Here is a 20,300-nt window from a genome sequence, read left to right on the forward strand (position 1 = left end):
ACACGAGCGGCCCGTCCTCTCCCGCTCGGGTCACCTCAGGGCGCGTGCGCTGCCTCGCGCAGCCAGGAGCTCACCTGTTCCTTCGCGGCATTCAACGCCGGGCTCACGTCCACCCGATAGGGGGGCCGCACGGGCTCCAGCCGCCGCACCGCCGGGGGCAGGCGCTCCCGTTCCTCCCGCGCGTGCGCCCGTATCGCCGCCAGCGAGGGCGAGGCATCCTCCAGCCGCCGACCCGCCCGCATCACCCGCCGTAGCAGCGGCCGGCCTGGCAACGCCTCCTCGTGGCGGGCGAGCACGTCCCGAGGCGCCATGCCGTCCGCCTCCTGGCGGAACACCTGCTTGCGTCCGGGCAGCAGCACCTTGCCTGGCGACAGCTTGAGCCGCCCGTGGCCCGCGTACTCCACCAGCTTGTAGGCCATGTCCAGCGCGGGCGCGTCCGTGGACACCCCCATCGCCGTGCCCACGCCGAAGGCGTCGATGGGCGCGTGGTGTTCCAGCAGCCTCGCGACCTCGTCCTCGTCCAGCCCACCACTCGCGAAGATGTGAACGTGCTCCAGCCCCGCCGCGTCCAACAGCCGGCGCGCCGAGTGCGCCAGCGATACCAGGTCTCCCGAGTCCAGCCGCACCGCTCGCACCTGGAACTCCGGGCCAAGCTCCCGCGACAGCTCCACCACCTTCCGCACGCCCTCGAGCGTGTCGTACGTGTCCACCAGCAGCGTCGTCTCCGGGAAGCGGCGGGCGTAGGCGCGGAAGGCGGAGCGCTCGTCGTCGTGCGCCTGGACGTAGCTGTGCGCCATGGTCCCGGCCACCGGAATGCCATAGCGCTGGCCCGCCAGCAGGTTGGACGTGGCGCTCACCCCGGCCACATAGGCGGCGCGCGCCACCTTGAGGCCCGCGTCCACCCCGTGCATCCGCCGCACCCCGAAGTCCACCACGGGCCGCCCCTGGGCCGCCTCCACCACCCGCGCCGCCTTGGAGGCCGCCAACGTCTGCAGGTGCACCTGGTTGATGAGGTACGTCTCCACGAGCTGGGCCTCGGGCAGGGGCGCGATGACCTCCAACAGAGGCTCCTCGCCAAAGAGGGGCGTCCCCTCGGGCACGGCGTGCACGTCCCCGGTGAAGTGGAAGTGCTCCAGCCACTCCAGCAGTCGCGGGGAGAAGCGCCCCAATGACTCCAGCCAGGCGAGCTCTTCCGAGGAGAAGCGAAGTGTCTCCAGGTACGTGAGGGCCTCCTCCAGCCCACACGCGACCAGGTAGTTGCGGCGCGCGGGCAACCGGCGGACGAAGAGGCTGAAAGCCGCCTCGTCCTGGAGCCCCTCGGACAGGTAGGCGTCCACCATGGTGAGTTCATAGAGGTCCGTGAGGAGCGCCGACGCCATGACGAGAACCTCCAGGCTCTCTCCCGTGAAGGTACTCATGGGGGCCGGGCGCCAGGCCTGTCCGCTCGGGTGCTCGATCCCGTCCCGCTCGCGGGAGGCATCGGCTGATTAGGTTCCCCGAGGGACGTGAATCGACCCGGTCAGGACCCGGGCCGTTGAACCCGAGGAACCGCCATGACCCTCCTGTGTGCCACCCACTTCTCGGATGCCGCGCGGCAAGCGGCCACGGTCTCAGCGGGGCTCGCGCGGAAGCTGGATGAACCCCTCATCCTGGTGCACGTGCTGCCAGTCGACATGGCGCGCGCCTTCGGACAGGCGCTGCGGGACAAGGCGATGTCGACACTGGCGGACGAGGCGCGGCGATTGGAGCAGGCGGGCGCACGGGTGAGCCACCAGTTGCTGACAGGAGAGCCAGCCGAGGAACTGGCCCGCTTCGCGCGGGAAAAGGGCGTGAAGTGGGTGGTGACAGCCGAGCCCACGCGGGCCTCACGCTTTCTCGGGCTGGGAGGCACGGTGGACCGGCTGGCCACGGTGCTGCCCATCCCCCTCTGGGTGGTGCGCGGAGCGGACTCCCTGGAGGCCTGGATACAGGGGACGCGTCCGCTGAGGGTGATGCTGGGTGTGGATCGCTCGCTGCCCTTCGAGGCGGCGCGCGACTGGCTGCGAGGCTTGCGGCGCCACGGCCCGGTGGAGGTGGTGGCCGGCCGCATCTACTGGCCGTTCGAGGAATACCAGCGGATGGGACTGGCGCAGCCGCTGACCATCCAGGACGTGACACCCGAGCTGCGGCACGCGCTGGAGCAGGAGGTGAGCGCACAGGTGTCGTCGCTGGCGGCGCCGGGCCAACCGGTGCGCCTGCGGCTGGAGGCCCGGGTGGGGCGCATCGCGGATCACCTGGTGGCGCTGGCGGCGGAGGAACAGGTGGACCTGCTGGTGGTGGGCTCGCGCCAGCGGCGAGCGCTGGGCAAGCTCGCGAGCGTGTCACACCACGCGCTGCGGCTCGCGAAGATGTCGGTGGTGAGCGTGCCCAGGGCGGCGGCGACCCGAGGCGAGGAGGTACCGATTCCGGCGCTGCGCTCGGTGTTGGTGGCCACGGACTTCTCGGAGGCGGCCAACCGGGCCATTCCGTATGCCTTCTCCCTGCTGCCGACCGGAGGCACGGTCCATGTGGTGACGGTGGAGAAGAACCGGCGGCATCACGTGGAGCAGGAGCGGGACCTGAGACAGGAGTTGCACCAACTCCTGCCCCGGGACGCGGATGCCCAGGGGCGCGAGGTCCACGTGGAGGTGCTGTCGGGCGAGGACGTGGCGACGGTGATCCTCAAGGCGGCGGAGCGCCTGGGCGTGGACGTCCTCTGCCTGGGCACCCATGGGCACTCGGGAATGAAGAAGACGGTGATGGGCGCGGTCGCCAAGGAGGTCGTGGCGCGCGCCGACCGGCCCGTGATGGTGGTCCGCCCGCCCGAGGGGTGACGTTGGAGAGGGACTTCGACGAGCCCCGCGGCCACGAGGGTCGGAAGACAACAAGAAGGGCAGTCGATTCGCTCTGTTCACGTGGAAGTGGGCTTGCCATAGACGCCTACTCCCAAAGAGGGGGGGTGATGAACCCTCGGTCTGGGTAGCCTATAGTCGCGGTCACGGTCCACGCATCCGCTCGGGGGACAAGGCATTCAACACCGCCTTTGGATCGGCAGAGGACACGGAATGGCATTCACGACATTGTTGCTCCTGGTCACATGGGTTGTCCTTCTCCTTGTTGGGACGAAGTGGCGCGGAGCTGAAGCGAAGCTCCGACAATCCCAGGAGCGAATCGACCTGCTGGGCAAGCAGGTCACCGATCTCCAAGCCAGCAACAACGCACAGGAAGCCGCTCTTGAGCGGTATCAGGTCATCGCGGATGCGGAACAGCACGCCCGAGGCCTCATCACGGAGGCGGAACGGAGCGCGGAAGCCTCACGAGTTCTCATCCAGGAAGAGCAACAACAGGCACATGCCGCTATCCAAGAGCAGCATGCACGAGCGGAACAGCACGCCCGAGGCCTCATCACGGAGGCGGAACGGAGCGCGGAAGCCTCACGAATTCTCATCCAGGAAGAGCAACAACAGGCACATGCCGCTATCCAGGAGCAGTACATGCGAGCGGAACAGCACGCCCGAGACATCACCATGAAGGCGGAACGGGGCGCGGCGACCTTGCGGGCTCGCATCCAGGAGGAGCAACAACAGGCACATGCCGTTGTCCAAGAGCAGCACACGCGAGCGGAACAGCGCGCTCGAGACCTCATCGCGGAAGCGGAACGGAGCGCGGCGGCCTTGCGGGCTCGCATCCAGGAGGAGCAACAACGGACAAGTGCCGACCTACAGGAGCAACAAGCGCGAGCGGAGCGCGATCTTCAAGAGAACAGAAAACGCGCGGACGCGCTCATCGCGGCGGTAACCGAGGAGTCCTTTCGGGCCAAGGATGCCGCCAACCAGCGCATCGTGGAGCTCACCACGGAGGCACAGGTTCTCCAGCAAAACTCAGAAAAGCTAAAAAACACCATCGCAGCCCTCAAAAACGTCATCGAGGGGTATGGGGATCGGTACGTCATCCCCACATACGGGCTGCTCGATGAGTTGGCCGAGGACTTTGGTCATGAAGAAGCCGGGCAACAGCTCAAGCTGTCGAGAGACCAGATGCGGCAGAAGATCAAGTCGGGGACGGCTGCCGCGTGTGACTATGTAGAGGAGCACCGGAAGCAAACCGCCATCGACTTCGTACTCGATGCCTTCAATGGCAAGGCGGACTCCATCCTCGCCAGCGTCAAGAAGGACAATCATGGGACTCTCTCCCAGAAACTGCGCGACGCCTTCGCTCTCGTGAACCACAACGGACAAGCCTTCCGCAATGCGCGAATTACACCAGAATACCTCCAGACCCGAATCGACGAGCTTCTATGGGCCTCCCGGGCGCATGAACTCAAGGAACTCGAGCGCGAGGAACAACGGGTTCTCAGGGAACGGATCCGCGAAGAGGAGAAGGCTCAACGCGAATACGAGCGCGCGCAAAAGGACGCCCAGAAAGAGGAGGAACTGCTGCGCAAAGCCATGGAAAAGGCTCAGCGCGAAATCGACAGGGCCAGCGACGCGCAGAAAGCACGCTTCGAGGAACAGCTCCGCGACTTGCAGGAAAAGCTGACCTCCGCGGAGGAGAAAAACAAGCGAGCCCTCTCCATGGCCCAGCAGACCAAGGTGGGACACGTCTACATCATTTCCAACCTGGGATCCTTCGGGGAAGACATCTACAAGATCGGGCTCACCCGCAGACTCGAACCCCTCGATCGAATCCGGGAGCTGGGAGATGCCAGTGTCCCTTTCGAGTTCGACGTCCACGCCCTTATCTCCAGCCAGGATGCTCCGGCACTCGAACGAGAATTACACAAGCGCTTCGTCCGCATGCAGGTGAACAAGGTCAACCCCAGAAAGGAGTTCTTCAGGTTGTCCTTGCATGACATCCGGCAGGAGATCGAACGGATGGGCATCTCCGCCCGGTGGACATTGGCCGCGGAGTGCCGGGAGTACAAGGAAACGCTCGCCATCGAGCGCGCCATGCAGGACAAAACGTTCCGCGAGGAGGAATGGATGCAGAAGCAGTTGGCGGAGCAGCCCATCGAACAGGAAAAGCTCGCGGGCTAGTTCCGGGAGGTGGCCGCCCGGCTGACCCTCTAATGATGGGGTTCCCCCGGGTGCTCGCCGGGCGGACCGTGCTCCCCCACCGGCCTGGGTACCACGGGCCCTCCGTTCCTCGGAGGCTCCCCTGCCCCACGTCGGCGGCCCCCGCGCACGCCCTCGCCGCGGCGCCCTCCCCGCGCCAGCAGCGCCGCGACCCCGAGCGCCCCCGCCACCAGCAGGGCCGTCAGCCCCAGCAGCCACAGGAAGAGGTGGTCCACCAGTCCCTCGGCCCGATCGAAGACATGATCCACCCAGCCCCGGCCCATCGTGTCCGCCTGCTGCAGGGTCTGCACCCTCTCGGTGTGGAGCGCGTCCAGTACCGCCACGCGCTCGCCCCGGACGCCGTCCAGCACGGCCTGCCGCTCGGAGGAGATGAAGTCCTGCAGCGCCACGCGCTCGCCCGTCGCCCACCGGGGAGTCCCGTCCACGAAGGCTCCCAGCCGCACGAGCACGTCCACGGTCCGTCCCAACTCGTCCATGGCCGAGGTCAGGACCGGAGTCCCCGCCACCATCTCCTGGACGGCGAGCTCCGCCTGCCAGCGGGCCTGCCGAGGGAGGCTGCCGGCATACAGGTCCACCCGCGCGAGAAGGTCCTGCGTGTCCGCGAGGAGCGCGGCCGTCGAGCCCAGCAGGCCCACCCCGGCGCGGTCCGTGAAGGCGGCCAGCAGGGGCACGCTGGACTCGCGCGTGACGAGCGATCCGGTCAACGGGTGCTCGGTGGCCCACCCGTGCACGAGCTGGTGCAGGGGGGAGACATCCTCGCGACCCGACAGCTCCCGCCAGAGTGCCTCCACCTCCGACTCCAGGCCCCCCAGCGAGTGTTGGAAGGTGTCCACCACCTCCGGCGAGGCCCCCTCCGCCCACTTCGGCAACGCCTGCTGCATCTGGGCCAGCAGCGCCCAGGCGTCGATCAACGCCGCCACCGGATCCGGTTGGAGCAGCGCCCCCTGCATGGCGGGCACCGCGTTGCTCTTGAAGTGGATCATCGCCTCGCGAACCAAGGGCGAGCTGGAGCGCGCGGAGAGCTCATCCGCGGTGGCCTCGAGGACTCCCGGGAAGCGGCGGGCCATGTCTCGCACGCGGATGCGCAGCGCGCCCACGCTCAGCTCCGACCGTCCCACGCGCTCGTAGAGGGGCGAGCGCGGCTCCACCTTCAACGCGGCACAGGCCGTCAGCAGCGCCGCCAGCAGCGCCGTGAGCAGGAGAGACGGGAGCCGAGGGGAGGTGTGCATGGAAGGACCAGCCCCCAGCATGCGCCCCCCTCCCCGCTCCGCCGAGTGGCCTCCAGGAGCAAGGCCACGTCACGCGCCGGACGTCCGGCCAGGAACACGGCCGGAAGGCGGGCCCCGCACCTTTGCCCCCGGGCCTGCCCCACGGGGCGGTAAGAGCGAGCGTGCTCGGGCCGATGCCTCCCGTGCCACTCGCCCCTGACGCTTGTGGGTCAACACGTCGCACCCCAGCTTTGCCTCGTCCATCAAGCCACGAAGGTCGGAGACATGAGCATGCGGCGACGGCTGCGGGGCGGGAGTGAGCACCCCCCGCGGCGGGTGTTGGCACGCAACAGCGCGTGGCTGCACCCCGCCGCGGGAGCAGTGCTGGGCGCCGGGCTGGCCGTGCTCTTCGTGGTCAACCCCTTCGGCACCCACCACTGGCTGCCGCGGGGCCTGGCCTGGCGCATCTCGGTCGCGCAAGCGCGGACGGGCCTCGGTTCGGTGTTGGGGGTGGTGCTCACGTCCCTGAGCATCGCCCTGTCGCTGTCGCTGGTGGTGCTGCAGACCACCGCGAGCCAGTACTCCCCGCGCCTGCTGCGCCTCTTCATGCACAGCCTGGGCTTCCGCCTCCTCGTCCCCACCTTCGTAGCCACGGGCGTCTACTGCCTGGTGGGCATGTGCGCGTTCGGCTTCGTGGACGACCCGGGCGTGGCACCCCAGCCGGCGCTCTCCATCGCCATGCTGCTGCTCGTCTGCTGCGGCGCGGCCCTGGTCTTCCAGATGACGTACATGCTCGGGCTGGTGCGCGTCGAGCAGGTCGTCCACCAGACGAAGGCCCATACCCTGAAGGTGGCGCACGCGCTGGACCGGCGGCACCGCCTGGACGCGGAGCAGCCCCCCACCGCCCCGGCGCCCTCCGGCACGTGGCGGCCCGTGACCTCCCATTCCTCAGGCTTCGTGGTGGACATCGACGCGCGGGCACTGCTGCGACTGGCCGAGGCCCACGAGCTCGTCATCCACGTGGACGTGATCATCGGCGAGCCCATCGTGCGGGGCACACAGCTCGGCCGAGTGCTCTCGGAGCGTGGACCCCTCGAGGAGGACTCGACAAAGGCCGTGGAGCGCACCGTGCTCATCGGCCCCTGGCGCGAGCCGGACAGGGACCTGTCGCTCGGGGTGCGGCAGCTCGTGGACGTGGCCATCAAGGCGCTCTCGCCGGGCATCAACGACCCGTCCTCGGCGGTGGAGGCACTGGACGCGCTCACCGTCCTGCTGTGCGAGCTGTGCACACTGCGGCAGGGCTCCCGCGTCCTGGCCGATCCCGAGGGCCGCCCGCGCGTCTTCCTGCGCGAGCTGGAGCTGAGGGACTACCTGGTGCTGGCCACCGAGCAGATCAGCCGCTATGGCGCCGGAGAACCGGCGGTGGTGCTGCGGCTGCTGCGGCTGGCCGGAGAGGTGGGGCTGCGAGCCGGGCGGGCGCCGGACCAGCGGGCCATCCGCGAAGTGCTCCACCAGGTGCGCGCGGACGCCGAGTCGGCCCTGGGCGACTCCTCACGTCTGCCGCTCCTGCGGCGCTACGCCGAGGAGGTGGAGCGGGCCCTGGAGCACGCGGAGCCCCTGCCTCCCCTGCCCTCGCTCGGCTTCTGAGGCCGTGGGGCGCGGGCTGTGCCCATGACGATGGACGAGCGCCCTCGTCGAGCCGTGCTCGCGGGACAAAAAAGAAGGGGCTGGAATCCAGAGGGAATGCTCCCAAGGACTCCAACCCCTGATGAGATACGCGCCAGGCGGGACTCGAACCCACGACCCTCGGCTTAGAAGGCCGATGCTCTATCCAGCTGAGCTACTAGCGCCCAACTCGAGTGACTGCGTTATCGGGGCGAGAGGATTCGAACCTCCGACCCCCTGCGCCCAAGGCAGGTGCGCTACCAGGCTGCGCTACGCCCCGATAAAGGTGGCCATTCTTGCTACATCCGAACCGGACGTGCAAGGACAACGTTCCTGACGGCTGCTCACCGCTCAACAGCCGCGCCGCCCAACCGGGACAGCAGGTGGGGCCGCATCTTCTGGAAGGCGGCCCCCCGGTGGGAGATGGACGCCTTCTGCTCGGACGTCAGCTCCGCCAGGGACTTCCCCTCCGGCAGCAGGAAGACCGGATCGTAGCCGAAGCCGTGCGTGCCCCGAGGGGTGTGGCCGATCCGTCCCTCGCAGCGGCCCACCTCGATGAGGGGCGCGGTGTCCCCCGGCAGGACGAGGCACAGCGCGCACACGAAGGCGGCGGTGCGCGCCTCGTCGGGAACGGACGCCAGTTCGGAGAGCAGCTTCTCGTAGCGGGCGCGATCATCGCCCTCGGCATAGCGCGCCGAGAGCACCCCGGGACGGCCGTCCAGGGCATCCACGCACAGCCCCGAGTCATCCGCCAGGGCGGGCAGACCGCTGGCCTCCGCGTAGGCCCGGGCCTTCTTGAGGGCGTTCTCCTCGAAGGTGGCGCCATCCTCCACGGGCTCGGGAATGGGCGGCAGGTCGCGCAGGGACACCACTTCCACGGCGTCCCCCACGAGCCCGCGCAATTCGCGCAGCTTGCCCGCGTTGGAGGTGGCGAAGAGCAGACGGGGCTTCATGGCGGCTAACCCTCCAGGATCTTGGCCTGGGCCTCGGTGAGCTGGCGGATGGCGGCCAGCCCCGAGTCCAGCATGGCGTCCAGCGTCTTGCGGTCGAACATCTTGTGCTCGGCCGTGCCCTGCACCTCCACGATGCGGCCATCGCCGGTGGCCACCAGGTTCAGGTCCACGTCGGCCGAGGAGTCCTCCTCGTAGTCGAGGTCCACGCGCACCTCGCCGTTCACCACGCCCACGGACACCGCGGCCAGGGGCTGCAGCACGGGCATGCGGGAGATGACCTTGTCCTTGTGGAGCTTCTTCAGGGCGAGCGCCAGCGCCACGTAGGCGCCGGTGATGGAGGCGGTGCGCGTGCCTCCGTCCGCCTGGAGCACGTCACAGTCCAGGGTGAAGGTGCGCACGCCCAGGGTGGGCAAGTCCACCGCGGCGCGCAGGGCTCGGCCGATGAGGCGCTGGATCTCCAGGGTGCGTCCGGTCTGCTTGCCCTTGGCGGCCTCGCGATGGGTGCGCGTATGCGTGGAGCGCGGCAGCATGCCGTACTCGGCCGTCACCCAGCCGGAGCCCTTGCCCACGAGGTGGGGAGGCACCCGGTCCTCCACCGAGCACGTGACGAGCACGCGGGTGTGGCCGAACTCCACCTGGGTCGAGCCCTCGGCGTGCCGGGTGATTCCAGGGGTGAGGGTGACGGGGCGCAGATCCAGCGCCCCACGGTTGAAGGACCGCACGGGGAGACTCCTCGGCAAGGGGGGAACGGGCCCGGCTCTCTAGCAGACGCCAAGGCCTCTGTCCGACAAAGGAATGACGTGGAGGCTCACGGCGTGGAGGGAGCGGCGACCTGGGGGCCCGCCGCCCTCCTCGGGGTGTCGCGCTTGCGCACCTCGGCGAGGAAGACGCGTACGCCCTCGGTGATGGCGGTGGCGAGGGTCTCCTGGTAGTCGGCGCGGCTCAGGCGCTTGCCCTCCTCTGGATGCGACAGATAGCCCACCTCGATGAGGACGGCGGGAGCCTCGACGCCATTGAGCACGTAGAAGGGGGCCTGCAGCACGCCTCGATCCGAGCCCCCGGTGGCCGAGATGAGCTTCGGGTGGATGGCGTACGCCAGGCGCGAGGAGTCCTGATGCGTCTCGGTGCGCTCGAGATCCTGGAGGATGAAGGCGAGCGTGGACTGCTTGCGGGTCTGCCGGGCGGAAGGGGCCTCGGCGTTCTCGCGGTCCGCGGCCGCGCGCGCGGTGGCGTTGGAGGCATTGGCGGACAGGAAATACGTCTCCAGGCCCTGGACCCGCGCGCGGGTGCGCTTGGTGGGCATGGCGTTGCAATGGATGGAGAGGAAGAGGTCCGGCCGCTGCTTGTTGGAGAACTCCACGCGCTCGGGCAGATCCAGGGACAGGTCCTCGTCGCGCGTCATCAACACCTGCGCGCCCAGGTCCTTCTCCAGGTGTGTCCGCAGCCGGCGGGCGATCTGCAGGGCGATGTCCTTCTCGAGGACGCCCTTGGGGCTGGTGGCGCCCTCCTTGGCGCCGCCATGGCCGGGGTCCACCACGATGCGGGCCGGACGCTCGGCCGCGCGCGAGGACACGGGAGCCAGAAGGGACGCGAGGGACAGGACGAGCGCGAGGGGGCGGACCATCATGGCGCGCCGATCGTAGCGGAGACCGCGCGCCCCCGCGAATCCACACGCTCCCTCGCTTCCCCGGGGGCGCCCTACCCGACGACCTCGACGCCGGCCCGGCCCTCGCCCACCTCGCCGATGAGGGCCACGTCCACCTGGGCCCGCTCCAGCGCCCGGTAGGCCTTGGCCGCGTCCCGCGCGGGCACCGAGGCCAGCAGGCCGCCGTTCGTCTGGGCATCGGCGAGCACCCACTGGATGTCCTCGGGCAGGCCCTTGGGGAAGCGCACCTTCTTGGCCACGTGGGCCAGGTTCGACTTCGTACCGCCCGGCACCACGCCCTGCTGCGCCAGCGCGGGCACCTCCGCGAGGATGGGGATGCGCTCCAGGTCCAGGAAGGCCCGGGCCTTGGCGGCCGTCATCATCTCCAGCAGGTGCCCGAGCAGGCCGAAGCCCGTCACGTCCGTGAGGGCGTTCACCTTGAACTTGCCCGAGGCGAACACCTCACCCGCCTTGCGGTTGAGCGTCGACATCTGCGCCACCACGCGCTCCGTCAACTCCTCGGAGGCGAGTCCGCGCTTGATGGCCGTGGTGGCGATGCCGGTGCCCAGGGGCTTGGTGAGCAGCAGCACGTCCCCGGGCTTCGCGCCCGCGTTGGTCAGCACCTTCTTCGGGTGCACGCTGCCCGTCACCGCCAGCCCATACTTGGGCTCCTCGTCCTGGATGGAGTGGCCGCCCAGGATGGGAATGCCGGCCTCGTCCGCCTTGGACTGGCCCCCCGCGAGGATCTTCGACAGCTCCTCGAGCGGACGATCCTTGGGGAAGCACACCAGGTTGAGCGCGAAGAGGGGCTTGGCCCCCATGGCGTAGATGTCCGACAGCGCGTTGGCCGCCGCGATGGCGCCGAACTGGAACGGGTCGTCCACCAACGGTGGGAAGAAATCCACCGTGCTCACCATCGCCAGACCGGGCGCCACCCGGTACACGGCCGCGTCATCGTGGGTGTTGAAGCCCACCAAGGCCTTCGCGTTCTTCGTGGGCTTCAACTGCCGCAGGACCTGCGAGAGATCCGCGGCCTGGAGCTTGGCCGCGCATCCCGCGCAGTGGGCCAGCTCCGTCAGCCGGCGCGGAGCTTTTTGCTCGGACACCCAGGGCTCCAATCAGCTGGCGCGCACGTAGTCGCGCTTGATGAGTTGCAACACCGTCTCGGCCGCCACCACGTCGTCCTGCTCGGCGTGGTTGAGCACCGCGCCCAGCGAGCCGTGGTTGTGCACCAGTTGCAGCACGTCCAGGAGCTCCGGCGTCAGCTCGCGCAGGGGCGCCGTCATGGGCGAGGCCAGCGACAGCCGGGCGTTCATGGCGGGCAGCTCCTTCTGGATGCGCTTGTACTCATCCAGCTGGCGCAGCGCGTCCATGAGGAGCGCCTCGGTGGACGAGTCCAGCTCCACCATGAACTCCTGGGGATCCGCCGGCCGCAGCTCGAAGTCACCGTGTTCCCAGGTGATGATGCGGTTGAAGCTCTTCTGCGGACCCAGGTTGTGGTTCTCGTCGATGACGGCGTAGTACACGCGGCCCTGGCGCAGGTAGATCTTGCCCTCCTGCTCGTTGCCCACCACCAGCACGCCGTTCTTCTTGGACGTGTGGAAGAGCTGGAGCAGGTCCGGCAGGGGAATCTCCTCGATCTTGCCCGTCATGGACGAGGCCTTCGTCGAGGTGCGGGCCGCCTGCACCGCGGCCTCCTCCAGCCGTTGCTTGGCGACGACCTCGTCGACCTCGCCCGCGCCCGCTCCCTGGAGGATGAGCTTGAGGATGGACGTGCCGATGAGGATGCGGTCGCCCTCCTTGAGGGTCGACTGCTTGACCTTCTCGCCGTTGACGAACGTGCCGTTGGTCGAGCCCAGGTCCTCGATGGAGATCTGCCCGGTGCCGTTCACCATGATGCGCGCGTGCTTGCGCGACACCATGTCCTCGACGAGCACCATGTCGAGTTCGCTGGAACGGCCGATGACGATCTGCTTCTCGGCCTTCAGCGGGAACTCACCTCCCTGGTACTTGCCGGAGATGAACTTGAGCGCGAATGTCTTCGCCGGAGTCGGAGTGCTCACGGTGCTGCGACCTCGATGGTGGGGAATGCCATGGCCCTCGTCCCGCTCCCGTCCAATGACCCGAACACCCGCGGAGCCCGTTGAGAAACGCCGCCTAGCCTACATGAGACCGGGCGAAAAAAAGAATTCCTCCTCACGACGAATCAACGACAACGCACGCTCCCCCCTGTCGTCCACCGGTCTGGAGGGCAATTCTCCTTCCAGGCGCCACGCCTCCGTGACCATGGCGTCATCCCGCTCGAGCCGCAGGTACCAGGCCTCCACCCGCAGGCGGCGCTTCTGAAGCGCCAACACCCGCTCCAGCTCCTCCTGCCCCGCCCCACTCCCCGCGTCCGGGTCCTTCACCCCGAGCAGAGACGTCAGGCGCTCGCGATCCCCGGCCTCCAGGGCGCGGCGCCGGGACTCCAGGGCCAGGAGCGCCGCCGCCAGGCGGGGGGTGGGCAGTCCCTCGGGCACCCACTCCCGGCCCCGTCGCACGAAGGGCACCCGCTCCACGCCCAGCGAACTGACCCGGGTGCGTCCCAGCGAGCCCTGGAGATCCAGGGTCGTCCAGGCCACGGCGCGCTCGCCCCCCGGCGCCACGTCGATCGTGATGCGCGCGAAGTGGTGCGTCTGGACCTTCAGGGGCTCGGCCACTCCGGGCAGGCGCAGGCTCAGCCCGTCGCGCTCGGTCGTCTTGAGCCAGGTGATGATCTCCACCTCCGGTCCGGTCGCGAGCCCCAGCATCCGGGGGGCCAACACCAGCACGGCGACGCCAGCGGCCAGCACCGCGATCAGCACGCCGCCCTTGCGGCTCCAGTCCTCGCTCGGACTCACGAGCCCATCATCCGCCGGGCGCGCTCGGCGGCGGGAGACCCCGGCAGGCGCTCGATGACACGCTCCAGCGTCTTGCGCGCCTGCTCGGCGTCATTGAGCCGCACATAGGCCGAGTGGAGCTCGAACAGGGCCGCCTCCTCCAGGCTCGTGCCAGGGTAGTCCTTGAGCAGCCCCTCCAGCCGCTGCACCACCGCCTTCCACCGCTCGCGCCTGGCGTAGAAGGACGCCACGTACATCTCATGCTCGGCCAGGCGCAGGCGCGTCTTCTCGAGGTTCTCCTTCGCCTCGGGGATGTACTGGGAGCGCGGGTACTGGCGGATGAAGTCGCTGAGCGACGCGAGCGCCGCGAGCACCTCGGTCTGATCCTTCTCCTTCGAGGGAGGCAGGAGGAAGAAGTCCGTGGGGACATCCGCGAAGTGAGTCAGGGCCGAGCGGTAGGCGGCGTAATCCACCTTGGGGTGGGTGGGATGCAGCTTGATGAAGGTCTGGAACTTCTCGCGCGCCTCGGGGTAGCGCTCCTGGGAGAAGTTGAGGTCTCCCAGCTTGAGTTCCGCCTCGTTGGCCGCCTCGAGGTAGGGGAACTTGGTGCGCACGTACTCGTAGTACTTCTCCGCCTGGAGGAAGTCCTTGCGCTCCAGGGCCTCGTCGCCCAGGCGGATGTTGGAATCGGCCGCTGAGGCGTAGTCGGGCTCCCCGGGCTGGCCGGAGGTGAGGGCGGCGCAGCCAGCGGCGGCGCACAGGACGGCGGACAGGCAGACAGCTCGAAAGAGACGCATGGAGCGGGACAAGCTAGTCGTCCGGCCCCGAAGGTTCCAGCGTCGCGTCACCCAGAAGCCGATGGATGACCTCCTCGGAGAAACCCCGGCTGAACAGGAGGCGGCCCGCCCGGGCCCTGTCCTTGGGGGCGAGCACGCGGCCCAGGAGGCCCCGCTGCTCCAGCACCTGGCGTGCGGAAGCCTCCGCGTCGAACCCGAGCTCTCCGCTGGCCGAGGCCACCGCCTCGCTCGCCGCCTCCCGGCTCAACCCGTGGGCCTGGAGCCGCTCCTCGACGGCCCGGGGGCCATACCTGCCGCGCCGCAACAGCACCTCGGCCCGGTCCCGGGCGAAGCGCGCGTCATCCAGGTACCCGAAGCCCTCCACCCGGCTCAGGGCCCGCTCACGCACCGGCTCGGAGAAGCCCTTGCGCTCGAGCGCCAGGAGCAATTCGTGCCGGCTGCGCCCGCGCACGGACAACAGCTTCAGGCAAGCGTCCGTCGCTCGCCCGACGTCCTCGGCGGTGGGATCCTCGGAGTCCATCGCCGGGTATCTAGCATGTGCTAACAGGCGCGGCATGCACCCCCTCATCGCCCGCTACCTCAGCCCCGAAGCCGCCCGAGACACCCTCCAGAAGGAGAAGGACGGCGCGCCACTCGAGCCCGAGGAGCGGCTGTTCGTCCAGACCGCCAACGCCCACCCCGACAAGCGCGGCATCCTCCTGGGAGGCAAGGACAAGCGCCGCCTCTCCTCGGACGCCGAGGCCGCCGTCATCTTCCTGGCCGCCTACGCCGCCACGCGCGCGCTCGCCGAGGACCCCACCCTCGCTCCGGCGACGGCCAAGGCCCGCGAGGCGCTCGCGGCCGAGGGCGCCAGCGAGGACGAGACGGACGCCTTCATCGCCTCCATCCTCATGGAGGAGGCCTTCGGCTACGAGCAGGAGGTGGAGTCCTTCGACAGCACCTATGTCCAGGAGACGCTCGGCGAGGTCCCCGCCCTGGCGGCGCTCAGCCGCGAGCAGGTGGACGCGCTCATCATCGGCCTGGAGCGCTCGGCACGGGACGAGAAAGAGCGCGACGCGCGGGCGCGCGTGTCCCGGGCCCTGGTGAACGTCGCCTGGGAGGAAGGCCCCACCCCCATCAACCCCGAGCACATCGAGGCGCTCTACGAGGCGGAGATCGAGGGCAAGCCCGAGGCCGAGATGGAAGCCGGCCTGCGGGCCACCGTGGACTTCCTGCAGGTGCTGGCACGCGAGGGGCTCATCGGCCCCCAGCGGCTCTCGCGCCTGCGCGCCCAGCTCGGGGACGAGGAGGCGTAAGCCTCCGCCTCCCCCTAGAAGCGCTCGATCTGGAAGTCGTCGTCGGCCGCGGCCGCCGGAGCGGGAGCCGGGGCCGGAGCGGGCGCGGCGCGAGCCGGAGTGCCCTGCACCGTGGGCACGCCCGTCCGGGAGCCGGCGGCGGGCGGAGTGCCCTGCACCGTGGGCACGCCCGTCCGGGAGCCGGCGACTGGAATGGCCGGACGCGACGCGGGCCCCTGCACCGAGGGAATGGCCGGACGAGAGCCCGTGACGGGCCGGGGCGTCGCCGCGGGCGCCGGTGCGGCTGGCTGGTTCTGCTGGCCGAAGGACGCCGAGCCCGGGATGGGACGATCGCCCCCGCCCTCGAAGTTGTCCCACTTCGAGTCCGAGGTGGCGCTGATGCCCGAGAAGCGCAGCGCGAAGTCGTCCGGGTTGCTCGACTGGCGGTGGGCCTCCTCGTAGGTGACGAGCCCCTGCTTCACCAGCGACATCAGCGACTGGTCGAAGGTCTGCATTCCGTAGCTGTCGGAGCCCTGGGAGATGGCGTCGGAGATCTCCTTGGTGCGGTCCTTGTCCTCGATGAGCTCCTTCACGCGCGAGGTGCAGCGGAGCACTTCCACCGCGGCCACGCGGCCCTTGCCATCCGCGCGCGGCACCAGCCGCTGGCTCACCACCGCCTTGAGCACGCTCGCCAACTGGATGCGCACCTGCTTCTGCTGGTACGGCGGGAAGGCCGACACGACGCGGTTGATGGTCTCCGTGGCGTCCAGCGTGTGCAGCGTGGACATCACCAGGTGGCCCGTCTCCGCCGCCGAGAGCGCCGTTTCGATCGTCTCGTGGTCACGCATTTCTCCCACGAGGATGACGTCCGGATCCTGGCGCAGCGCGCTCTTGAGCGCCTGGGCGAAGGACATCGTGTCCACGCCCACCTCGCGCTGGTTCACGATGGAGCGCTTGTCACGGATGAGGAACTCGATGGGATCCTCGATCGTCATGATGTGACTGGTCTCGGTCGCGTTGATGTGATCGATCATCCCCGCGAGCGTGGTGCTCTTGCCCGAACCCGTGGTGCCCGTGACGAGGATGAGACCGCGCTCCTCCAGGCAGATCTTCTCCAGGATGGGGGGCAGCAAGAGATCCTTGATGGTCATCACCTTGAAGGGAATGACGCGAAGGACCGCGCCCACGGTGCCACGCTGCTGGAAGACGTTGACACGGAAACGACCCAGGCCGGGCACTCCGTACGCCAGGTCCACTTCGTTGCTCTGCTTGAACTTTTCCTTCTGGAACTCGTTCATGATCCCGAAGGCCATGCGCGCCACCTCCTCGGGAGGCAGCCGCTTGCCATCCTTCAGGGGCATCAGCGAGCCGTCGACACGAAACATGGGCGGCAGACCCGCCTTGAGATGAATGTCGGAGGCACCACCGCGGAGCGCGATCTGGAGGATTTCGTTGAGTTCCATGGATGGGCCGAATGGTACACGGTCCACCCAAGGCTTGAGGAGCCCCCGCGCGCGGGCTCGTCTGCCCGCCGCCCGAGGCCCGCCAAAGCACAACGGCGGAGGCCCCCCGAGAGGACCCCCGCCGCCGCGTACTGTCCAGCGAAGCCGGAAGGCTTAGCGCTTGGAGAACTGGAACCGGCGACGCGCGCCCGGCTGACCGTACTTCTTGCGCTCGACGGCGCGGGCATCACGCGTGAGGAAGCCGGCCTTCTTGAGGGGCGGACGGAAGTCCGGGTTGTAGTTGCACAGCGCGCGGGCGAGGCCGTGGCGGATGGCGCCGGCCTGACCACTCAGACCTCCGCCACGCACGTTGACCTCGATGTCGATCTTGCCCTTCTGCTCGAGCACATCCAGGGGCTGGTTGAGCACCATCTTGGAGGTCTCGCGGCCGAAGTACACGTTGATGTCGCGGCCGTTGATCGTCACAACGCCGGTGCCCGGGCGGATCCACACGCGCGCGGTGGCCTCCTTGCGGCGGCCCGTGCCATAAAAACCCTTGTCGGTGGCGGTAGCCATGTCGTCTCTTCTCTAAAGGTGCGGAAAGTGTGGGAAGGAAGGAGCCCTTACGCTTCGACTTCGCGAGCCACCGGCTGCTGCGCGGCGTGCGGGTGCGTGTCGCCAGCGTAGACCTTGAGCTTGGTCATCATCTGACGGCCCAGCGCGTTGCGCGGCAGCATGCGGCGCACGGCGTTGGTGATGATGTCCTCGGGGTGGCGCACCCGCAGCTTGGCCAGGTTGGTGCTCTTGAGGGCACCCGGGAAACCGGCGCGGGGGTGCCGGTAGTACATCTTGTCCTGCTCCTTCGTCCCCGTGACGCGCACCTTGTCCGCGTTGATCACGATGACATGGTCACCCGTGTCGATGGACGGGGTGTACATCGGCTTGTGCTTGCCCTTGAGAAGGGTCGCGATCTGGCTGGCGGCGCGTCCGAGCACCTTGTCCTTCAGATCGATCACGTGCCACTGGCGCTTGATATCCGCCGGCTTCGCACTGTAGGTCCGCTGCGACATTGTTTGAACTCCAAAACTTGGGTGGCGCCTTCAAGCGCCTGAGCCAAAGCAACCGCGGGTCGACCCTGGGAACTTCCAAGGTGGCCCGGAAAGGCCGACCGTCTTAGAGGGGGGCGGGAGGCAAGTCAAGGTCGCACTGCGCGCTAGCGCACCGCGCGCGCCGTTCCCGGAGGAGAGGAGACCGGTCCGGAAGGACCCTCCCCCCCTCCTGGCACCCGAGGTGCCACTCCCCCGCCCGCCTGGGGGGCCTTGAAGCGCTCCTTCAAGTTGGCGAAGAAGTTCTGCTCCTGAGCGGTAGGCGGGCCCTTACGCGGTGCGTCCAGGTCCAGCACCTCCACCAGCTCCGGGGGAATGTCGTCCAGGAAGCGCGAGGGGGTGCGCGGCACCTCCTTGCCCCGCTTCACGCGCATGGCGGAGCGGGTGAGGTAGAGCGCTTCCTTGGCCCGGGTGATGCCCACGTAGCAGAGCCGGCGCTCCTCCTCGAGGTTCTGCGCCTCGCCCTGCATGCCCTTGTGGGGCATCAACTCCTCCTCCATCCCGATGAAGAAGACCACCCGGAACTCCAGGCCCTTGGAGGCGTGGATCGTCATCAGGGTGATGGCCTTGTTGCCTCCGGGGGCTTCCTCCTCTTCCTGGCGGGTGTCCAGACTCAACCGGTTGAGGTAGGTGAGCAGGCTCGCCTTGGGGCCCTCGCGCTTCTCGAAGGTCTCCAGGGAGTTGATGACGAAGTCGATGGACGCGAGCTTGCGCTCGGCGCTCGCCTGCGAGCTCGTCAGGGACTTCGCGTCGTCCTTGTAGCCAATCTCCTCCAGGAGCTGGCGCGTCACCTGGGCCAGGTGGCCGTGCTCATAGCTCTCCCGGTAGCGCTCGACGAGCCGCTGGAACTCGCGCACCTTGGTGGCCGCGCCCGCAGGCAGGTCCTCGTAGCTCTCCGAGCGCTCCATGGCGCCCCAGAGCGACACGCTGTCGCGCCGCGCGTGCGCCACCAGCCGCTCCATGGTGACATCGCCAATGCCCCGCGCGGGCACGTTGATGATGCGCAGGAGCGACGTCTCGTCCCGGGGATTGGCGATGAGCTTGAAGTAGGCGACGACGTCCTTCACCTCGCGCCGGTCGAAGAACTCGCTGCCCGACAGCACCTCGTAGCGCAGGTTCTTCTCGCGCAGCGCCTCCTCCACCGGGTGCGCCTGGCCATTGACGCGGTAGAGCACGGCGATCTCATCCGGGGGAATGCCCCCCGCCACGAGCCGGGAAATCTCCTGCGCCACGTAGCGCGCCTCGTCCTCCTCCGTGGGCGCCGACACCACCTGGATGCGCTGGCCCCCCTTGCGCTCGCTCCACATCTGCTTGGCCTTGCGCTCGGGATTCTGGGCGATGACGGCGTTGGCCGCGTCCAGCACCACCTGCGTGGAGCGGTAGTTCTGCTCGAGCCGCACTTCCTTCCCACCCGGGAAGTACTTGTCGTAGCTCAGGATGTTGCGCACCTCCGCGCCCCGCCAGCTGTAGATGCACTGGTCGTCGTCCCCCACCGCGCACACGTTGCGCGTCTCGCCACTGGCCAGCAGCTTGAGCAGATCCAGCTGGGCCTGGTTGGTGTCCTGGAACTCGTCCACCAGGATGTAGCGGAAGCGCGAGGTGTACTTGCGCCGCAGGTCCTCGTGCTCGCGCAGCAGCCGCGAGGGCAGGATGAGCAGATCATCGAAGTCCACCGAGCCCTGCGCCTTGAGCGACAGCTGGTAGGCCTCGTAGACCATGTGGGCGATGAGATCGTAGTCGTCCCCCAGCCCCTCGCCGAGCGGCTCGGGCGTCTTGCCCGCGTTCTTCGCCTTGGAGATGAGGCCGAGCACCTTGCGCGGATCGAACTCGCGATCATCGATCCGCCGCTCGCGCATGGCCCGCTTGATGATGGCCGCCTGGTCCCCCTGGTCCGCGATGGAGAACTTCTTGGGCCACCCCAGCCGGTAGATGTCCTCGCGCAGCATCTCCGCGCCAAAGGCATGGAAGGTACACACCAGGACGTTCTGGGCGCGGGGCCCGGCCATGTGGACCAGGCGCTCCTTCATCTCCGAGGCGGCCTTGTTGGTGAAGGTGACCGCGAGGATGTTGCGAGCCAGCAGCCCGTTGGGCCGCTTGTCGAGCAGGTGGACGATGCGGTGGGTGATGACGCGGGTCTTGCCACTGCCAGCGCCGGCCAGCACCAGCAAGGGGCCCTCGGTGGTGACCACGGCTTCACGCTGCGGGGGATTGAGCTTCGAGAGGTCCATTGCGCGCGGAACGGGGATACCCTTTGATTCT

The 20,300-nt window shown here is 68.6% G+C and carries 18 protein-coding genes and 2 tRNA genes; 4 read left to right on the forward strand and 16 right to left on the reverse strand.

The features are described 5' to 3' along the window. Positions 1-35: 35 nt before the first annotated feature. Positions 36-1,418, reverse strand: coding sequence for a nicotinate phosphoribosyltransferase (locus MEBOL_RS04255; RefSeq protein ID WP_245919445.1), 1,383 nt, complete (start codon positions 1,416-1,418; stop codon positions 36-38). Positions 1,419-1,553: 135 nt separating this feature from the next. Between MEBOL_RS04255 and MEBOL_RS04260 the strand changes: the two genes are divergently transcribed. Both MEBOL_RS04260 and MEBOL_RS04265 read left to right on the forward strand, forming a co-directional pair. Continuing rightward, entirely contained in the window at positions 1,554-2,852 is a 1,299-nt protein-coding gene (locus MEBOL_RS04260) for a universal stress protein (protein WP_095976206.1), read from the forward strand. Between the two features lie 231 nt (positions 2,853-3,083). Next, entirely contained in the window at positions 3,084-5,054 is a 1,971-nt protein-coding gene (locus tag MEBOL_RS04265; RefSeq protein WP_245919447.1) for an SNIPE associated domain-containing protein, read from the forward strand. A 29-nt stretch (positions 5,055-5,083) separates the two neighbouring features. Here the strand turns inward: MEBOL_RS04265 and MEBOL_RS43555 are convergent, their stop codons facing one another. Then, positions 5,084-6,322: a chemotaxis protein gene (locus MEBOL_RS43555; RefSeq protein WP_179956377.1), complete on the reverse strand. Its 1,239-nt coding sequence runs from the start codon at positions 6,320-6,322 to the stop codon at positions 5,084-5,086. Between the two features lie 264 nt (positions 6,323-6,586). Between MEBOL_RS43555 and MEBOL_RS04275 the strand changes: the two genes are divergently transcribed. Continuing rightward, the gene (locus tag MEBOL_RS04275) at positions 6,587-7,948 is read left to right on the forward strand and encodes a DUF2254 domain-containing protein (protein WP_095976207.1); all 1,362 of its coding nucleotides are present in this window, start codon (positions 6,587-6,589) and stop codon (positions 7,946-7,948) included. A 129-nt stretch (positions 7,949-8,077) separates the two neighbouring features. On the opposite strand, the gene MEBOL_RS04280 is transcribed toward MEBOL_RS04275, so the two are convergent. From MEBOL_RS04280 to MEBOL_RS04325, 10 genes are all read right to left on the reverse strand, one after another. Further along, positions 8,078-8,151: transfer RNA gene (locus MEBOL_RS04280), tRNA-Arg, on the reverse strand. Between the two features lie 21 nt (positions 8,152-8,172). Next, a tRNA-Pro gene (locus MEBOL_RS04285) sits at positions 8,173-8,246 on the reverse strand. A 64-nt stretch (positions 8,247-8,310) separates the two neighbouring features. After that, positions 8,311-8,919, reverse strand: coding sequence for an RdgB/HAM1 family non-canonical purine NTP pyrophosphatase (gene rdgB, locus MEBOL_RS04290; RefSeq protein WP_095976208.1), 609 nt, complete (start codon positions 8,917-8,919; stop codon positions 8,311-8,313). Positions 8,920-8,924: 5 nt separating this feature from the next. Further along, entirely contained in the window at positions 8,925-9,641 is a 717-nt protein-coding gene (gene rph, locus MEBOL_RS04295; protein ID WP_095976209.1) for a ribonuclease PH, read from the reverse strand. Between the two features lie 86 nt (positions 9,642-9,727). Further along, positions 9,728-10,546 (reverse strand): N-acetylmuramoyl-L-alanine amidase family protein, encoded by an 819-nt coding sequence (locus MEBOL_RS04300; RefSeq protein WP_095976210.1) that lies wholly within the window; start codon positions 10,544-10,546, stop codon positions 9,728-9,730. A 71-nt stretch (positions 10,547-10,617) separates the two neighbouring features. Continuing rightward, a complete protein-coding gene (selD, locus tag MEBOL_RS04305; RefSeq protein ID WP_095976211.1) occupies positions 10,618-11,670 on the reverse strand; it encodes a selenide, water dikinase SelD in 1,053 nt (350 codons plus the stop codon). A gap of 12 nt (positions 11,671-11,682) precedes the next feature. Further along, entirely contained in the window at positions 11,683-12,627 is a 945-nt protein-coding gene (locus MEBOL_RS04310) for a DUF4388 domain-containing protein (protein WP_095976212.1), read from the reverse strand. Between the two features lie 99 nt (positions 12,628-12,726). After that, positions 12,727-13,443, reverse strand: coding sequence for a hypothetical protein (locus MEBOL_RS04315; RefSeq protein ID WP_095976213.1), 717 nt, complete (start codon positions 13,441-13,443; stop codon positions 12,727-12,729). Next, entirely contained in the window at positions 13,440-14,219 is a 780-nt protein-coding gene (locus MEBOL_RS04320) for an outer membrane protein assembly factor BamD (protein WP_095982581.1), read from the reverse strand. The genes MEBOL_RS04315 and MEBOL_RS04320 overlap by 4 nt, the downstream gene beginning before the upstream one ends. A gap of 13 nt (positions 14,220-14,232) precedes the next feature. Continuing rightward, positions 14,233-14,739 (reverse strand): regulatory protein RecX, encoded by a 507-nt coding sequence (locus MEBOL_RS04325; protein ID WP_095976214.1) that lies wholly within the window; start codon positions 14,737-14,739, stop codon positions 14,233-14,235. A 34-nt stretch (positions 14,740-14,773) separates the two neighbouring features. Between MEBOL_RS04325 and MEBOL_RS04330 the strand changes: the two genes are divergently transcribed. After that, positions 14,774-15,514, forward strand: coding sequence for a hypothetical protein (locus MEBOL_RS04330; protein WP_095976215.1), 741 nt, complete (start codon positions 14,774-14,776; stop codon positions 15,512-15,514). Between the two features lie 14 nt (positions 15,515-15,528). Here MEBOL_RS04330 and MEBOL_RS04335 read toward each other — a convergent pair whose 3' ends face one another. From MEBOL_RS04335 to MEBOL_RS04350, 4 genes are all read right to left on the reverse strand, one after another. Then, entirely contained in the window at positions 15,529-16,956 is a 1,428-nt protein-coding gene (locus MEBOL_RS04335) for a type IV pilus twitching motility protein PilT (protein ID WP_095976216.1), read from the reverse strand. A 153-nt stretch (positions 16,957-17,109) separates the two neighbouring features. After that, positions 17,110-17,511 carry a 30S ribosomal protein S9 gene (gene rpsI, locus MEBOL_RS04340; RefSeq protein WP_095976217.1) on the reverse strand — a complete coding sequence of 134 codons (402 nt, stop codon included), beginning with the start codon at positions 17,509-17,511 and terminating at the stop codon, positions 17,110-17,112. 47 nt (positions 17,512-17,558) lie between these two features. After that, positions 17,559-18,005 carry a 50S ribosomal protein L13 gene (gene rplM / locus MEBOL_RS04345; RefSeq protein ID WP_095976218.1) on the reverse strand — a complete coding sequence of 149 codons (447 nt, stop codon included), beginning with the start codon at positions 18,003-18,005 and terminating at the stop codon, positions 17,559-17,561. 143 nt (positions 18,006-18,148) lie between these two features. Next, positions 18,149-20,269, reverse strand: coding sequence for an ATP-dependent helicase (locus MEBOL_RS04350; RefSeq protein ID WP_095976219.1), 2,121 nt, complete (start codon positions 20,267-20,269; stop codon positions 18,149-18,151). Positions 20,270-20,300 lie beyond the last annotated feature (31 nt).

This window comes from Melittangium boletus DSM 14713, from assembly GCF_002305855.1.
GTDB classification, from domain to species: Bacteria; Myxococcota; Myxococcia; order Myxococcales; family Myxococcaceae; genus Cystobacter; species Cystobacter boletus.